Annotated in this window: 12 protein-coding genes; 5 read left to right on the plus strand and 7 right to left on the minus strand. The window is 47.8% G+C overall.

Features of this window, described 5'->3' with window-relative positions:
• Positions 1 to 93: 93 nt before the first annotated feature.
• Positions 94 to 1,287 (minus strand): radical SAM family heme chaperone HemW, encoded by a 1,194-nt coding sequence (gene hemW / locus N836_RS67135; protein ID WP_023075996.1) that lies wholly within the window; start codon positions 1,285 to 1,287, stop codon positions 94 to 96.
• Between the two features lie 141 nt (positions 1,288 to 1,428).
• On the opposite strand from hemW, the gene N836_RS67140 reads away from it, so the two are divergent.
• Positions 1,429 to 2,508: a PIN/TRAM domain-containing protein gene (locus N836_RS67140; protein WP_023075997.1), complete on the plus strand. Its 1,080-nt coding sequence runs from the start codon at positions 1,429 to 1,431 to the stop codon at positions 2,506 to 2,508.
• A 102-nt stretch (positions 2,509 to 2,610) separates the two neighbouring features.
• Here N836_RS67140 and guaA read toward each other — a convergent pair whose 3' ends face one another.
• Positions 2,611 to 4,224 carry a glutamine-hydrolyzing GMP synthase gene (guaA, locus tag N836_RS67145; protein WP_023075998.1) on the minus strand — a complete coding sequence of 538 codons (1,614 nt, stop codon included), beginning with the start codon at positions 4,222 to 4,224 and terminating at the stop codon, positions 2,611 to 2,613.
• Positions 4,225 to 4,583: 359 nt separating this feature from the next.
• Between guaA and moaA the strand changes: the two genes are divergently transcribed.
• The 3 genes from moaA to N836_RS67155 all read left to right on the plus strand — a co-directional run bounded on the left by moaA (position 4,584) and on the right by N836_RS67155 (position 8,750).
• Positions 4,584 to 5,579, plus strand: a complete 996-nt coding sequence (moaA, locus tag N836_RS67150) for a GTP 3',8-cyclase MoaA (protein WP_023075999.1) — start codon at positions 4,584 to 4,586, stop codon at positions 5,577 to 5,579.
• A 550-nt stretch (positions 5,580 to 6,129) separates the two neighbouring features.
• The gene (locus N836_RS75450) at positions 6,130 to 7,425 is read left to right on the plus strand and encodes a rhodanese-like domain-containing protein (protein WP_023076000.1); all 1,296 of its coding nucleotides are present in this window, start codon (positions 6,130 to 6,132) and stop codon (positions 7,423 to 7,425) included.
• Between the two features lie 29 nt (positions 7,426 to 7,454).
• Positions 7,455 to 8,750, plus strand: a complete 1,296-nt coding sequence (locus tag N836_RS67155) for a methylglyoxal synthase (protein ID WP_023076001.1) — start codon at positions 7,455 to 7,457, stop codon at positions 8,748 to 8,750.
• A 228-nt stretch (positions 8,751 to 8,978) separates the two neighbouring features.
• On the opposite strand, the gene N836_RS67160 is transcribed toward N836_RS67155, so the two are convergent.
• The 4 genes from N836_RS67160 to N836_RS67175 form a co-directional block, all read right to left on the minus strand.
• Entirely contained in the window at positions 8,979 to 9,428 is a 450-nt protein-coding gene (locus N836_RS67160) for a hypothetical protein (protein WP_023076002.1), read from the minus strand.
• Between the two features lie 39 nt (positions 9,429 to 9,467).
• Positions 9,468 to 10,298, minus strand: a complete 831-nt coding sequence (locus N836_RS67165; protein ID WP_023076003.1) for a hypothetical protein — start codon at positions 10,296 to 10,298, stop codon at positions 9,468 to 9,470.
• Between the two features lie 377 nt (positions 10,299 to 10,675).
• The gene (locus N836_RS67170) at positions 10,676 to 11,083 is read right to left on the minus strand and encodes a DUF1499 domain-containing protein (protein WP_023076004.1); all 408 of its coding nucleotides are present in this window, start codon (positions 11,081 to 11,083) and stop codon (positions 10,676 to 10,678) included.
• Between the two features lie 80 nt (positions 11,084 to 11,163).
• Positions 11,164 to 11,463: a hypothetical protein gene (locus tag N836_RS67175; RefSeq protein WP_023076005.1), complete on the minus strand. Its 300-nt coding sequence runs from the start codon at positions 11,461 to 11,463 to the stop codon at positions 11,164 to 11,166.
• Positions 11,464 to 11,708: 245 nt separating this feature from the next.
• On the opposite strand from N836_RS67175, the gene N836_RS67180 reads away from it, so the two are divergent.
• Positions 11,709 to 12,401 carry a hypothetical protein gene (locus N836_RS67180; RefSeq protein ID WP_152532275.1) on the plus strand — a complete coding sequence of 231 codons (693 nt, stop codon included), beginning with the start codon at positions 11,709 to 11,711 and terminating at the stop codon, positions 12,399 to 12,401.
• A 149-nt stretch (positions 12,402 to 12,550) separates the two neighbouring features.
• Here the strand turns inward: N836_RS67180 and N836_RS67185 are convergent, their stop codons facing one another.
• A complete protein-coding gene (locus N836_RS67185; RefSeq protein ID WP_023076007.1) occupies positions 12,551 to 13,915 on the minus strand; it encodes a serine/threonine protein kinase in 1,365 nt (454 codons plus the stop codon).
• Between the last annotated feature and the right edge of the window lie 958 nt (positions 13,916 to 14,873).

Raw genomic sequence — 14,873 nt, forward strand, 5'->3', positions numbered from 1 at the left:
TATATATGGTTGCCAATGTTACAAAACGTTTAAGTTTTATGGGTGGGCAACAGGGGAGAGACCTGGTATACAACGTCTGTACAAGGGGGATCGCTAGGGTGTTGTCAGTTGTTCAATGCCATTAAAGAGATCGGCTAAAACAGTATTCGAGATCAAAAAACCATCGGGATCGCTCAGTCTCAGGCGATTGTTTTCAAGTACCGCCTGACCGGATTTTAAATAGGGTTTTAAGCAAGCATCCAGCATAGTGGTAAAGGCGGCCCCAAAAGCCTGCACAAATTCTGCTAGGTCAATGCCTTCGGCTAGACGTAGACCGACCATGAGTCGGTCGGTGAGCTGTTCGGTCAGCGGTAAGGTTGGCTCATTGAGTTTCCCGCCGGTCTGCTGGTAGCTTTCTACCCACTGCCGGTAGGTTTGTTGGGTACGAGGACGGGCAAATCGCTGCCCCTGGGTATAGCTGGTGGCTCCCATGCCAAAGCCGTAAAATGGGCGATTTTCCCAGTAGGTGCGATTGTGGCGACACTGGTGTCCCGGTTTGGCATAGTTAGAGATTTCGTAATGGTCGTAGCCTGCAATGGTCAGGGTGCGCTGGGCTAACCGATACATTTCAACCGTGGTTGCTTCAGTTGGCAAGGGCTGCTCACCCGGTTGATACTGTTTGCCAAAGGGAGTGCTGGGTTCAATGGTGAGATCATAGATGGAGATGTGGTGTGGTTGAGTTGCGATCGCACACTCCAGCATTTCATGCCACTGTGCCAATGACTGATAGGGCAACCCTGAAATCAGGTCTAAACTCCAGCTCGGCACCTGACTTTGACGCATATCATCCACGGCACGGTCGACATCAGTACGTCGATGGAAGCGGCCACAGCGTTCCAGTAAATCATCATCAAATGCCTGGACCCCCAGACTAATACGGTTGACCCCCAGGGTGCAGTAGCCGTTCACATGGGCTAAATCAAACGTACCTGGGTCCATTTCCATAGAGATTTCTGCCCCAGGTGCCACCCCAAATTGCTGTTCAAGGGTATGCAAAATTTGCTCCAGTTGGGCCACAGACAACAGTGACGGTGTGCCACCGCCAAAGAAAACCGTCTGCAGAGGTGGCCCCAACACCGCTGTCGCTTTGATTTCCTGACACAGCCAATTCACGTAGGTCTGAATAGTGCCCGAGGTTTCACCACGCTGGCGATTGCCAATTACCGAAATGGGAAAGTCACAATAAAAGCACCGTCGCCGACAGAACGGGATATGAATGTAGGCGGAGGTGGGGGCCAAAAAGGACATCAGGTATTTAGGAACATAAAGGCATTCAGCGAGAAACCCAATGGTGGGAACATCAGTGATTATAATGTCGTTGTTTGGGCCTTCCCAGGGATGGTGTATGGTTCACCACATCAGGCACACACTAAGGTCGACATCATTCGAATGCTAGACGCATTAATTATTATTTCATTCATTTTTGCTGGCGCAGGCATCGGCTTTTACAGCATTGACCTGTTGCCAGCCCAAGTCTTGGAACAAGTCAACAACATTGAAGGGTTGGGGACTGTCATGGCAGGATTTGGCGGGCTGATTGGCACTGGTTTAGGAATTGTTGCCCAAACCAGCTATCGACGCTTTGAAAAACAAATCCGGACCCTACCACCGGATCGTATTTTTGCGCGGGCCATTGGCTTGATTATAGGATTACTGATTGCCAATCTAATTTTGGCCCCGGTCTTTTTGCTACCGATCCCCAGAGAATTTAGCTTTATTAAGCCGCTGGCAGCGGTGATGAACAGCATTGTGTTTGCCGTGTCAGGTATGAACCTGGCAGATACCCAAGGACGAGCACTACTGCGATTGGTCAACCCTGGCAGCGTCGAAAGCATGCTGATTGCAGAAGGCACCCTCAAGCCCTCAACTTCTAAAATTTTGGACACGAGCTGTATTATTGACGGTCGAATTGAGGGACTGCTGGAAACTAACTTTTTGGAAGGCCGTATTGTTGTTCCCCAATTTGTTTTGCAGGAATTGCAGGCCGTTGCCGATGCGGCCAATGATCAAAAGCGGGCTCGGGGAAGACGGGGTCTGGATATTCTTAACCGTCTACGGTCTGCTTATCCAGACCGGGTTGTTGTTGATCCTGCGGACTATGCAGATGTGGTTACTGTAGATGCCAAACTCGTTAAACTGGCCCAAGAAATGAATGCCATGTTGCTCACCAACGACTACAATCTCAGCAAAGTGGCACGGGTGCAGCAGGTCGGCATCTTAAACATTAATGACTTAGCCAAGGCTATTCGTCCGGCCTACTTACCTGGAGACGATATCGAGATCAAGATTCTGAAAGAAGGTAAAGAAGACTTCCAGGGTGTGGGCTACTTAAACGACGGCACTATGGTGGTAGTGGAATCTGGCAAGGGTTACATTGGCAATAATGTCCTGGTGGTGGTGACCGGTGCCCTGCAAACATCGGCGGGGCGGATGATCTTTGCAAGGCCGAAAGGGGTCGCGACGGCTTAGACGTGGGCATGGCCGGTAGCCCCCCGGCTTCTTGAATTTGGATGCTTGCAAACTGTTATCAAAGATCAGAAACCGGGGGGCTGACAAAAGCCCCAGGCGAGCCTATTCCCATTCGATGGTGCCAGGGGGCTTAGAGGTAATGTCGTAAACCACCCGATTGACCCCATCCACCTCATTGACAATCCGGTTGGAGATTGTCTCTAGCAAATCATAGGATGGCCGAGACCAGTCAGCAGTCATCCCGTCTTCGCTACTAACAAAGCGCAATACAATCGGATGGGCATAGGTGCGCTGATCGCCCATGACACCAACACTACGTACCGGTAGCAGGACTGCAAATGCCTGCCAAAAGTCGTGATATAGACCGCGATTGCGGATTTCTTGCCGGACAATATAATCGGCATCGCGCAGAATATTCAGCCGTTCTGCTGTAACTTCACCCAAAATACGAATGGCCAAACCAGGGCCGGGGAAGGGCTGACGCCGCACAATTTCATTGGGCAGTCCGACGGAACGACCCACATTGCGCACTTCATCTTTAAATAATTTGCGCAGCGGTTCGATCAGCTTAAACTGCAGGTCTTTGGGCAAGCCACCGACATTATGATGGCTCTTAATTTTGACGGCTACTCGCTCACCGGTTTTGGGATCAACGTTGGTATCTGCCGATTCAATGACATCGGGATATAAGGTACCCTGGGCCAGGTAGTCAAAGGGACCTAGACGTTTGGATTCTTCTTCAAAGACACGAATAAATTCGTGACCGATGCGCTTACGCTTTTCTTCTGGGTCAGTGACGTCCTTAATTTTTTGGAGGAAGCGATCGCGAGCTTGAACGTACTCAACCTTGATATGAAATTGCTGATCGAATAGCTCCACCAGCCGTTCAGGTTCACCCTTACGCATAAAGCCCTGATCGATGAACATACAGGTAAGCTGATCGCCAATGGCCTGATGCAGCAAAAACGCCAGCGTTGAGGAATCTACACCACCGGAAAGGGCCAGCAGTACACGCTTATCACCGACTTTGGCCCGCACCTCACGAATGGCTTCTTCCACAAACGCTTCGGTAGTCCAGGTGGGCTCACAGCGGCAGATGTGATAAACAAAATTGCGAATCAGGGCCTGACCATCCACAGAATGAACGACCTCGGGATGGAACTGCACACCGTAGAACCCCTGGTCGTGGTGTGCGATCGCAGCACAGGGAGTATTATCCGTATGGGCTAACACCTCAAACCCTGACGGTAAGCTAGTGACCGAATCACCGTGGCTCATCCACATGGTGGAGCCATCCCCCACATTAGTCAGCAGGTCGGTGGGGTCATCAATATGTAAGGACGCCTTGCCATACTCACCCCGTTCGGCCGTTTCCACCTGACCACCCAGCTGCTGCACCATTAACTGCATGCCGTAGCACACACCCAGCACAGGAATCCCCAGCTCCCAAATTGCTGGATCGCACTTGGGGGCATGGTCGGCATAGACTGAACTAGGCCCCCCGGACAAAATAATGCCCGCGGGATTGAGCTGACGAATTTTCTCAGCTGACGTTCGGTAGGACAGAACCTCCGAGTACACCTGAGTTTCACGAATGCGCCGCGCAATCAACTCAGAATATTGGGAACCAAAGTCAAGAATAATAAGCATCTGACGATTAAACTCAGATGGTTTGGCAGATACCGTATCGGTAATAGCGGGAGTTTTTGCAGTCACGGATAGATCCTGAAGCTGTAGTGGGCGAGAAAAGCAAGTGTAATTGCCTGAGTTTCGTAAGCTGTTGATTAAATGTTATTGATTAATCCATTGGAGCACAGCTCCTGACGACACCCGATTACATTAGGCATCAACAAGGCCATTTCCTGTCTAAAGCAGCTATAGAAAATATTTTATCTAGAGTAGCAAACCACGGTATTAATGCCTCATCCTGTAGCAACTCCTACAGAATTTGATTCCGAGTATCGCAGCAACCATCACTGATGAATCAGATTGCACCCGCTAAGATGTAAACAATGTGTTTACTCCCTTAGTCCCAAAATCCCTAGAATTAGGGACTTTGAGTTCGACAAAACTCTATGAACCCTATCGATTATCTTCGCATCAGCCTGATCGACCGTTGTAATTTTCAATGTGTGTACTGTATGCCGGAGGGAGCTGACCTCAACCATGTACTACGAGAGTTTTGGCTGGATCATGAGGAAATTCTAACCCTGTTAAAAGAGGTGTTTATTCCCTTAGGATTCACAAAATTTCGTTTAACTGGGGGAGAACCGCTGTTGCGACCGGGTATCGTCCAGCTGGTAGATGAAATTGCTCATTTACCCGAGACAACAGATCTATCGCTGACTACCAATGCATTTAAATTAGAAAAGCTAGCTCAGCCTTTATATGACGCTGGTTTACGACGGATCAATATCAGCTTAGACTCTCTGCAACCAGAGACCTTTGAAACAATTGTTGGCAAACCTGTTGCAGCTGAACCGGTGCGCTGGCAGCAGGTATGGCAAGGTATTCAAACTGCTCACCGGGTGGGGTTTGATCCCCTTAAGTTGAATGTTGTTGTGATCCCTGGTGTCAACGATCATGAGATTTTGGATCTAGCGGCCTTAACCCTTGATAAAAACTGGCACGTACGCTTTATTGAATTTATGCCCATTGGTAACGATGAGCTGTTTACCAACAAGGGTTGGATTGATTCAGAAACCATTCGACAACAAATTCGCGATCGCTGGGGTTTAGAAACATCCACGATTCGTGGCAATGGTCCTGCTGATGTTTTTAAGATTCCAGGGGCTAAAGGAACCCTAGGATTTATTAGCCAAATGTCTGAATGTTTTTGCGATCGCTGCAATCGCATGAGACTTTCAGCCGATGGCTGGTTACGCCCCTGCCTACTAAATGAGACAGGTCAGCTGAATTTACGAGCAGCCTTACGCAACGGAGAACCCATAGACTCCATCCGTGAGCGCGTCGGCAGTTTAGTTGCCAATAAGCCAGAGATTAACTTCAAAATGCGAGAATCCGGCACTACCGGAGCCTACAGCCGCACAATGTCCCAAATTGGTGGATAGCTCTAACCATCTAGGCTGAATACCCTATCTCGTCATAAGATTGATTGTCTCTTTTTAGGTCTGACAATAAGACTCATTAGTCTTACCCAAGAAAGACCTAAGATTGAGGCGTATCAGTGGCTTGTGCCAGCAGGTCAGCCCTGGGTCTTGGGTTGGTCTTAATTTGATTTTATTTATCTCACATCGAGTCTTTTTAATAGACTTAGAATCTAACTTTAAGACATCTTTGTTTGGGGCATATACTACCAGACTTGCTAAGGTCTAAGATTTAGGAGTTAGCTAGCTAATATGGTCAAAGGCATAAGTAAAAGATGGAGAAATGCTGGAAGCAGTAACGTTTAATGGCTCTAAATTGCCCTAGCAAACCCTTAACCTGTAATACCACCGATCTCCGCCAAGCAGGAGACCATGACATCCGTGCATCTAATCTGCCCCCACCTCAGGCTATGTCTTATTTTTGAATCAACTGTCTCTTTTTAGGTCTGACAATAATACTCATTAGTTCTTGTTAAGATCAAGAATTTTCTCTCTTATTTTTCTGTTCAAATCTATGGACAATAATTATCATCAAGTTCGGAAACTCCTATTGGCCATCTGTCTTTGCGTGCAGTTAGGGGCCTGTAGTGCAGCGGCCCAGACGAGTACGCGTATTTCTCAGCAAGAACTAGTAGCCCAGCTCGAAGCCGGAACGGCTCCGCTAATTCTGGATGTGCGCACGGCGGAAGAATATGAAGCGGGGCATATTCCAGGGGCGATTAACATTCACTTTCGAGACATTAGTAAGCGACTGGATGAGATTCCAGATAGACCAGTGATCATATACTGTGAGCGGGGAATTCGAGCAAATATCGCTAAGAGAACTCTGTGGAAAGCCGGGATGCAATCAGTACTTCATTTAGAGGGAGACATTTCTCAATGGCGACAGAACAATTTTCCCCTGGCATCGAGCGATGAACCTCAGGAGGCCAAGCTGTTCTCTTCTACACAACCGGCTCTGGATGGCGATCAACTGGCTCAAGCATTGACCAAGCGGTGGATTATCAGCAGCCCGGAGGCAAAACAGCTGATTGAACAGGGGGCAACACTGTTAGACACTCGCAAGTTAGCGCTAACCCGACCCCAAGGGGCTGTTTATGTTAATTGGAAACAATTTTCGCCTGAGCCAGCAGTGACTCGCGGCAAACTGTTAGAGCAGGATGACATATTAACTCAGCGGCTGCAGGCCCTCGGGATTTCACAACACAAACCAGTGGTGGTGTTTGCCAATCCACCCGGTGGTTGGGGCGAAGATGGACGCATCGTTTGGATGTTGCGTACCCTAGGTCATACCCAAGTTGCTATGGTGGACGGTGGCTTTGAAGCACTGGTTGCCGCCAATGTCCCGGTGCACTCAGGTCGCAGTCAGCCGCCTGAGCAGGGTGATTTTGTAGTAAAGCGCAATGCCACCTGGGAGATTCAGCAGGCGCAGCTAAAAGCACAGCTGGACCGGGATACTGATCAGAAGAATGTCGTCGTGGTCGATACTCGTGAAGCCCGAGAGTTTGCTGGTCAAACTCCCTATGGCGAGACCCGTGGTGGTCATGTGCCAGGGGCAGTCAACCTTTACTTTAAGGAACTGTTGGATCAAGATGGCCGATTGTTGTTGCCTGATGACATCCGGGCAACATTGCTAGAGCTGGGGATTACCCCCGATACTCAGGTTGTTGTCTATTGTACGGGAGGGATTCGTTCTGGCTGGCTGGCAGCGGTCTTGGTCACCCTGGACTATCAGGTGCAAAACTATGCGGGGTCGATGTGGGAATGGTCAGCGGGGCCTGCTGATAGGTATCCTTTGGAGACGTTGTAGTTTTTTCAGTCGTTTTGTTATCTATTGCCATGTCAGACTGTCTCGCACTGATTGCCCATGACACTAAGAAAAATGACATGGTTGCATTAGTGACAAATTACCAGCATGTACTTTCTCGTTATCACCTAATCGCCACGGAGACCACCGGACAGCTAATTGAAACTGTGACAGGGCTGCCGGTGGAGCGGATGGCCGCTGGCTCCCAGGGGGGTGAGCTGCAGATTGCGGCACGAGTGGTGTCTGGCGAGGTAGCAGGTGTTATCTTTTTGCTGGACCCGGCCAGTGTTAATCCTAATGAGCCGGATATTCGAGCGCTATTGCGAGTATGTACGTTGCACAATGTGTTGCTGGCCACCAATATGGCAACGGCAGAACTGGCGCTTCAAGCTGTTGCCAAACGTCGGGATGCCTATCTGATTTTTAACCCGGTGGCGGGGCAAGGTAATCCAGACCGGGATTTAGCTATGATTCGGCAAATCCTAGCACCGCAGGTTAACTTGCATACTATTTTTACGCAGCCAGACATCGACCCCATCGACCAGGCAAAAGCTGCGATCGCAACCATCCAAGCCAATCAAACCGAGAATGATACCGGCTTGATTATTGCCTCAGGCGGCGATGGCACCGTATCTGCGATTGCCGGTGCCACCATCCAAACCGGCATTCCCTTCGGCGTAATCCCCCGAGGTACTGCCAATGCCTTTGCGGTAGCCATGGGAATTCCCACCGACTTAAAACAAGCCTGTGAAGCGATCGCAGCTGGTAATACACGGGTAGTGGATGCCGCTTACTGCAATAACATTCCCATGATTTTGCTAGCGGGTGTTGGGTTTGAAGCCGAGATGGTCGAGAATGCCAATCGAGAATTAAAAAATCAGCTAGGTGCCTTAGCCTACATCTTATCGGGAGCACAGCAATTGTTTTCCCAAGAGCTATTTAAAGCAGAAATTGAAATCGACGGCGAGACCGTTGAATTTGACACGGTGGCTGTCACCGTCGCCAATGCAGCCCCAGCTACTTCTGTAGCCGCTCAGGGATTTGGCGAAGTTATTCCCGATGATGGCCTGCTTGAAGTCACCATTCCCCTGCCCCAAACCCGATTACAGGGGGTAAACGTCATGGCGACCTTGTTTACGTCTGCTCTAGTCAAATCTCAAGTTGAACGGGAAGATGTTGTCTGTCTACGCACTAAACAGCTGACGCTAACCACCCACCCACCCCAAAAGCTAGTCGTAGACGGGGAGCTATGCGACGCAAACCCGATTGAGTTTAGATGTGTGCCGGAGGGATTGACTATTTTCTCACCCCTCTTAACCGTGGGGTAACAATTTTTACGCAGTGCTACACCGGGCCAAAACTGAAGTCATTAGGGCTCCAGCATGCTCTCCCGCTCGGCTAACTGTTGAGCAAACCGAAACCGGTATCGTCTTGACCTAATCGCTCAAGGTAAGTCTTAAATTAATAAAGACAATCTCTACTTAAGTCCAGAATCGAGCATCCAAAATCTCGAACAGAGACCTAAGGTGTTGAGAAAAAAGCTGAAGTAATTTGCCTCAAGAGTGTTGATGAGTGGACTGTTCGGTACGGTGAGAGCGCAGGAAAAACCAAGCAAACCAAAGCGGTAAGGTGATGATTAGCTGATACAGCAAAACCCCGAACAGGTTGATGTATTGACTTGAAAGTGCCTGTCTAACTCCACCAATTGTGAAAGAAAGTGAAATCAGACTCAATAGAGCGATCGCAAATCTACCGCGTTTAAGTTTTATCCATCGCAGCCGGGTGCTGATGCCAATCAGCACAGCCTCGATTGAGGCAGCTAATTGAATTAAAAAAGAACCTATGCTCAAGGTTAGCGACCAATTCTCAAGTGGCAAAACTTTACCTGGATTAAATGAGCCGTACAGCCAGTAGTGTATCCAGGCGACTAAGCCGATTACTATAAGCCCCCCGCCCAGGCCAGTAAGTCCGAGAGTGATCGTTCGTAGCAGTCTGGAAAAATGCATAACGGGTTTATGGAGGGTCTAGCTGAGGCTGTTTGAGCTTTAGTAACCGCTGGATAGGAAAACACTATAGTCGATTGCTTTTGGGAGGTTATGAAATTGCTCAATATCCACCAGAGAGCATTGCTGGTCAACGTTTATTCGAATTGTCCAATATTCAGTAAACGCTCTGGGATAGGCTTCTCCACTTAGCACATAGCCTTGAGAAGATACGGCAAAGTTGATTATCTCGGCATTAATTTGCAACTTAAAGAGATGACTATCTTCCTGCTGATTACAGCTGAGAGGCACTACCGCTTGCAGCGTTGGCCGATAGACTATATCGAAGCTTTTGCCAAATACATCCTTAAAGAATCTTGTTTGCATGTCATACAGTGGCCGGTCAATATAGTTAGCCATTGCATTAAACTTTTTCTCAGTCCAATCACGCTGATATTGGGCAAACATCTGAGAGGTCAAATCGATTAGCTCAGCCTTATCAATAACGTCCTGATAAGCTGTAGCGGCTAACTCCTGAGAGGGGGCTACGTTAACCCAAGGTTCATTAGCCTTAGCATATCGAGCAGAATAAACGTTCTTAAAGTCCTGATTGATATTTCTAGTGAATTCAATCAGTTCAGGATCGTCTGTGAAGGATTTATTATTGAAGCGAATTAAATTATAAATTTCTCGCAAAAAAGCAAAGGGTATTAACCCCAGCACTAAAAATAGAAGAGAGAGGGGGAGACTTTGAGCATCAAGATTCACCATTTCCCCAGTTCTGCCTGGAGTTACTATCAAAGTGCTAAAACCACCTCCCTGGGCAGAGGCTGAACCTGTGCAGCTGCACAGTACCAGTAGTAAAGAGACCAGGCCAACGTATGTTGCTTTCATTGTTCTGATCATGATCTTATAACTGAGAACTTAGGTTAAACAATTGATCAGTCAGTGCAGTCACCGCTTCAATATTTCTGCCATCGGGTACTAGTTAGTTTTTTGTTTTGAATTGTGGCGGTATCTCTGGAGTTATCTCAAATTAAGACTAAAATGCTTAACATAAGTCTTGATTTGAGTATTGATATCTTTTTTTGAGATCTTGTTTTCCTCTGCTCAATTAAGTGTGATTTCAAGATATAGCTAGGGAGCCGGATTTTATCAGATCCCAAAATGCGGATACGGCGCTACCCCAGCGAGATCGCTCGTTAAGGTCAGATATTGATAGTTTCTATTTGTTTCTGGACGAGTTAGTGGCGGAAGCTGACTCGTGCTTGTTAGCTATCGGCTTGGAACTTTGCTCGAATGGTTTCGACGCGTTTGCGGTTAACACCCAGGTCTGACTTGCCTAATCGAGCGGCTGATCGGACATGGATAACTCCCGACTCGACATAAAACTCCATGTCGTCGACAAAGCCCATGAGCTTACTGGCAAATTCAGCGTAGAGGTAATTGTCGGTGGCTTCGTTGATTTGGGAGCGTTCCATGCCTTCGATGATGGCTTTCAGTGTGGCGATCGCATCCCCAGGTGCCTGATTCGTTGTAATCGGCTCAATAGAGTGTTCCTGGTCGCTAGCATCAGCCTGGCTACACACACAATTAGGAGTGTTTGGACAGGGCAAAAGCTTACCTTGCTTAACGCCGAGATTATCGGGACGCTGGCCTGAAAATGAAAAGAGAGGCATAGAAAACACCCTTGAGCGCAACATTAGCTTAGTGACATCTTAGTCACAATTGGAGGCACTATCAGCCAATACATTCAAGGCTACAGCGCTTCCACTTCAGTCAATAATCCCTCAACAAACTTTTCAATATTTTCTAGAAGATCCATCTCACCTAGGGCCTGCCATTCGTCAGGGGTATAGTGCCCGTCATTGCTGATGATGGACTGCACCCAGTGGGCCAGGTTATCAGTATTTTGGAAAAGTGCTTGGGCTTGGCTGTGGACATCGCCGTCCACTTTGGCAGCCAGACATACTTTTAACAGCTGACCCAAACGTGTTTCTGGAGTGGTGGATAGTAGAACTGCGATCGCAGTGGTGACGGCTTCTTGATTATGGGACATCGTTATTTCCTGTGAGCGCGATGATTCAGGTGCCCTAAAAACTTAGTCGATTTTGCCGATGTAAACCCCTGTTTGAGGTCAGTACGTAGTATGCAGAAATAAAACTATTAAGATTGCGTGATCTGAATAAAGATCATGCGGATTTTTGCTGGAAAGGCTTTAGGTTAAGAATAGGTTAATAAAAGGCAAATTAAAAATTAACTTCCTAGCCTAAATAAATCTCTCAGTATTTTGGGGAAACACCGTTGATTCCAGTTTCAAGCAGTCATATCAAGCATTTTCAGCAGGCGACCTCTGTACTGTCCCAGTATCAGCACAGGATACTGATACTGGGATGTAGTGGGTTAGTGGCTTTTATGCTAGTAGTGCGGTTCTTTACGCCCATTCCAATTCGTCATCTAACACGTGATCCGCTGGTGCTAGCGGAGAAGCCATTTTATTTTGGTTTTTTGTCGAATGTGGGTGTACTGCTGTGGTGCGGCACTGCCGCTGTTTGCTTGTTTAGCAGTTTGTTGCTGTTTGTTGTTCAAGGCAGACGAGAGTCTAGCTTATTTTTCGCCGTGTTTGGGTCAATTAGCCTGTGGCTGATGCTGGATGACCTGCTGATGATTCATGAGGTGTTGGACGAGGAGTTACATCTGGTTCCAGACAAAGTAACCTATACGGTTTATGGACTGGCGGTTGTGGTAAGTCTGTTGCGCTTTCGCAAACTGTTGATCAGGGTACAACCCTGGGTGCTGGGTCTAAGCTTGGTCTTTTTTGGAATATCAATGGGGTTTGATGTGCTGGTACCGCAGGGGTGGGCCATCTTACAAGACGATGCCTATTTATTAGAAGATGGCGCTAAGTTGCTGGCTATTTTTGTGTGGGCAGTTTATTTTTGTCGGGTCGCATTAGAACAGCTTTTAGGGTTGGTGAAGGTGCCGATCAGTTCTTAGCTGATTGGCTAACGTGGCATGGATAAGTTGCCAAAACCTATACTTCTACAAGGTCTTTGTGTAGGAAACAGAAGCCCCGACGGGTACCTAATCCTTGTTATCCAACCTTCTCTTTGACCGGTGCGAGCATTGCGTTCATGGAATTCTGGTTATTCGCAGTACTGGATCGGTAGCTGGAGCCACTGACTAAGGAGCTGGGCAAGCCATTCTAGTTCTTCTGGGGTAGTTACTGATAGGGCAAACGTTTCGGCTGGTGTCTTCAACAGCACACAAGAAATTTTTTTATCACTTACAAGCTGTACATCAGCTCGGGAGTCAACGCGATGGCGAGTGCCGATGAATTTATCGGTTTCTGTGATGTTGTGCTGATCAATACGCAACTGCACTTGGTGAAAGAGTGACCTGGCAACTGAAGTGACGATAGCAACGGTTATTAATATTACTGGTAGTAAAAGGATTAAAGACAACAATCCAGAAAGAAAACGACCTGAAGTTAAAATTCCTATGACCGCAAACATTAATATTCCGGACATGGGGGCTCCAATAAAGATAAACAGGATCACAAGGATAGGATGGACTCCCCTAGATGGAATCACAATTTCTATGACTTGGTTTGTTTGACTGACCATGATGCGGCTGCTCGTAGGTCTAGCAGGTAGTTGGGAGCTATCCAAGGAAGACTGGGGCGAAAGAGTTACTGTCTCCTGGTTTGATTTTTCTAGAGTCTGCATGGCTCGGGCAGCAGAGTCAAGACGACTCTCTAAATTTGGGTTTGTCATCCACTTTAGCCAGGCTACGAGATGTTGAGTAAGATTAACGTGGGCATCGAACTCAATGTGCATATTTTTTTGAGGCAAATCGGCAGGATGTTTACCGGTCGCAGTGTAGATCAGCGTTGCGCCCAAGCTGTACAGGTCAGAAGCAGGGCTGGCATTACCGCTGAACTGTTCTGGTGGCATGTAGCCATAGGTGCCCACAATGGTCATGGTATAGTCGGAGCGGGTAGCTCCAGTTTTAACCGAGTCGAAGTCTACTAGATATGCCTGGCCTACGTGATTACCAGTTCTGTCTTCCAAGAGAATGTTGCTAGGTTTAATATCTCGATGGATGACAGCGGGCTGGCGCTGGTGGAGGTATTGCAGAATTTTTAAGAGCTGCAGGGCAAGCTGGTGAATGTCATTTTCGCTAAAGGTGCGGCCTGCCTGCAAATGGTCTTGCAGTGATTTTGCAGGAATGTAGGTTTGCACTTGAGCAAACCCTTGGTGTTGGTCGATTTCGATATCGAAGTAGTCGAGATACTGGGGTATGCCGGGAAACGAAAGAGTCTTTAGAGCGGCTGCACCTCGCTCAAATAGTTTATGGTCTTGCCATTCAAAATCAGTACCAAACAGCAATACCTTGATGATTACCTGCTGATTTGTTGTAAGGTCCTTGGCTATATAGGTCTGCCTAGCTCCTTTTTTGCTCAGGCGTGTTTGCAGTTCATAGCGGTCGTTTAAGATCTGCCCATTCATAAGTTAGTCATTTGCCTGGCTTCCAAATTTTGATACCCATATTTGGAAATAAAGTTCTAGCTTTTGCATCAAATGTAGGCTTTTAATTAATTGACTAGTTGCGTACATCGCAGCCAATCAGTCAACTAAAAGTCTTGACACAAGAGAAACTTAGGCTCTAACTCAATATAAATGGACTAAAAATGGACTAATTTTTACCCCTGTTTCAGACCAATGAACGCTGCAGGTACATCGATTGCCCACAATATACATCGCTAAAGCCAGATGAACATATAGGGGTAATTGAAGCGGTGCGATGTAGATAAGTCGAGTGTGGCAAGGAGGCAACAGCCAAATTAAGAGTGGAGATACTCTCCCAGCAGCACCTGTCCTGCTGTCCCCACGTAACAGAGTCACCGACTCCGGTCACGCTGACGTTAGTAATGACATCAGTGGAATGCAGACCACGAACGTATCCTGACCTGGCAGCCTAAACTGGGAAAGGGCTAGGGGAAGTCCGAAAGGGTTAACATCAGTAAACCGTTGACGAAGCTTCGTCATTTACCGTGTCAGTGAAATCAGGCTGAAACACTGAGACCAAAAGGTACGTGGGTGGCTTAGCGGCTCGCTTGTCCGCTAAGCGATAGGTCACACTCCCACCGGAGTAAAGACGGAACCCGACCCGGATGCATCTCACATACTCGGAACTACAGAAGCCCGATGGATTCTCTGGAGTGTCAGAGTAGGCAAACCGTAAGGAATGCACAACTATCCAGCGGGTAAAGGATGCCAGAGAACGCGAAGGCTCTCGTGTAATGCGGAAGATAGGGGTTCAAGCTTTGCCCCACATCGAAAGATGGCAGACTTCTGGCGGGTCTTTAACGATAAATCGGGGTAATGGAACCGTATCCATTGTGAAAGATAGAGTCTCATCAGACATCGGAGCAAGGACGCCTCTTCAACACTGGACCTCCATCAA

This window comes from Leptolyngbya sp. Heron Island J (assembly GCF_000482245.1).
Classification (GTDB): domain Bacteria; phylum Cyanobacteriota; class Cyanobacteriia; order Phormidesmidales; family Phormidesmidaceae; genus Leptothoe.

What these genes read in the sequence shown, in the direction of transcription:
- N836_RS67155 (WP_023076001.1), top strand. Translation starts at nt 7,455, where the DNA reads ATGTCAGACTGTCTCGCACTGATTGCCCATGACACTAAGAAAAATGAC.
- N836_RS67185 (WP_023076007.1), bottom strand. Translation starts at nt 13,915, where the DNA reads ATGAATGGGCAGATCTTAAACGACCGCTATGAACTGCAAACACGCCTG.
- N836_RS67160 (WP_023076002.1), bottom strand. Translation starts at nt 9,428, where the DNA reads ATGCATTTTTCCAGACTGCTACGAACGATCACTCTCGGACTTACTGGC.
- hemW (WP_023075996.1), bottom strand. Translation starts at nt 1,287, where the DNA reads ATGTCCTTTTTGGCCCCCACCTCCGCCTACATTCATATCCCGTTCTGT.
- N836_RS67165 (WP_023076003.1), bottom strand. Translation starts at nt 10,298, where the DNA reads ATGAAAGCAACATACGTTGGCCTGGTCTCTTTACTACTGGTACTGTGC.
- N836_RS67170 (WP_023076004.1), bottom strand. Translation starts at nt 11,083, where the DNA reads ATGCCTCTCTTTTCATTTTCAGGCCAGCGTCCCGATAATCTCGGCGTT.
- N836_RS67140 (WP_023075997.1), top strand. Translation starts at nt 1,429, where the DNA reads ATGCTAGACGCATTAATTATTATTTCATTCATTTTTGCTGGCGCAGGC.
- moaA (WP_023075999.1), top strand. Translation starts at nt 4,584, where the DNA reads ATGAACCCTATCGATTATCTTCGCATCAGCCTGATCGACCGTTGTAAT.
- N836_RS75450 (WP_023076000.1), top strand. Translation starts at nt 6,130, where the DNA reads ATGGACAATAATTATCATCAAGTTCGGAAACTCCTATTGGCCATCTGT.
- N836_RS67175 (WP_023076005.1), bottom strand. Translation starts at nt 11,463, where the DNA reads ATGTCCCATAATCAAGAAGCCGTCACCACTGCGATCGCAGTTCTACTA.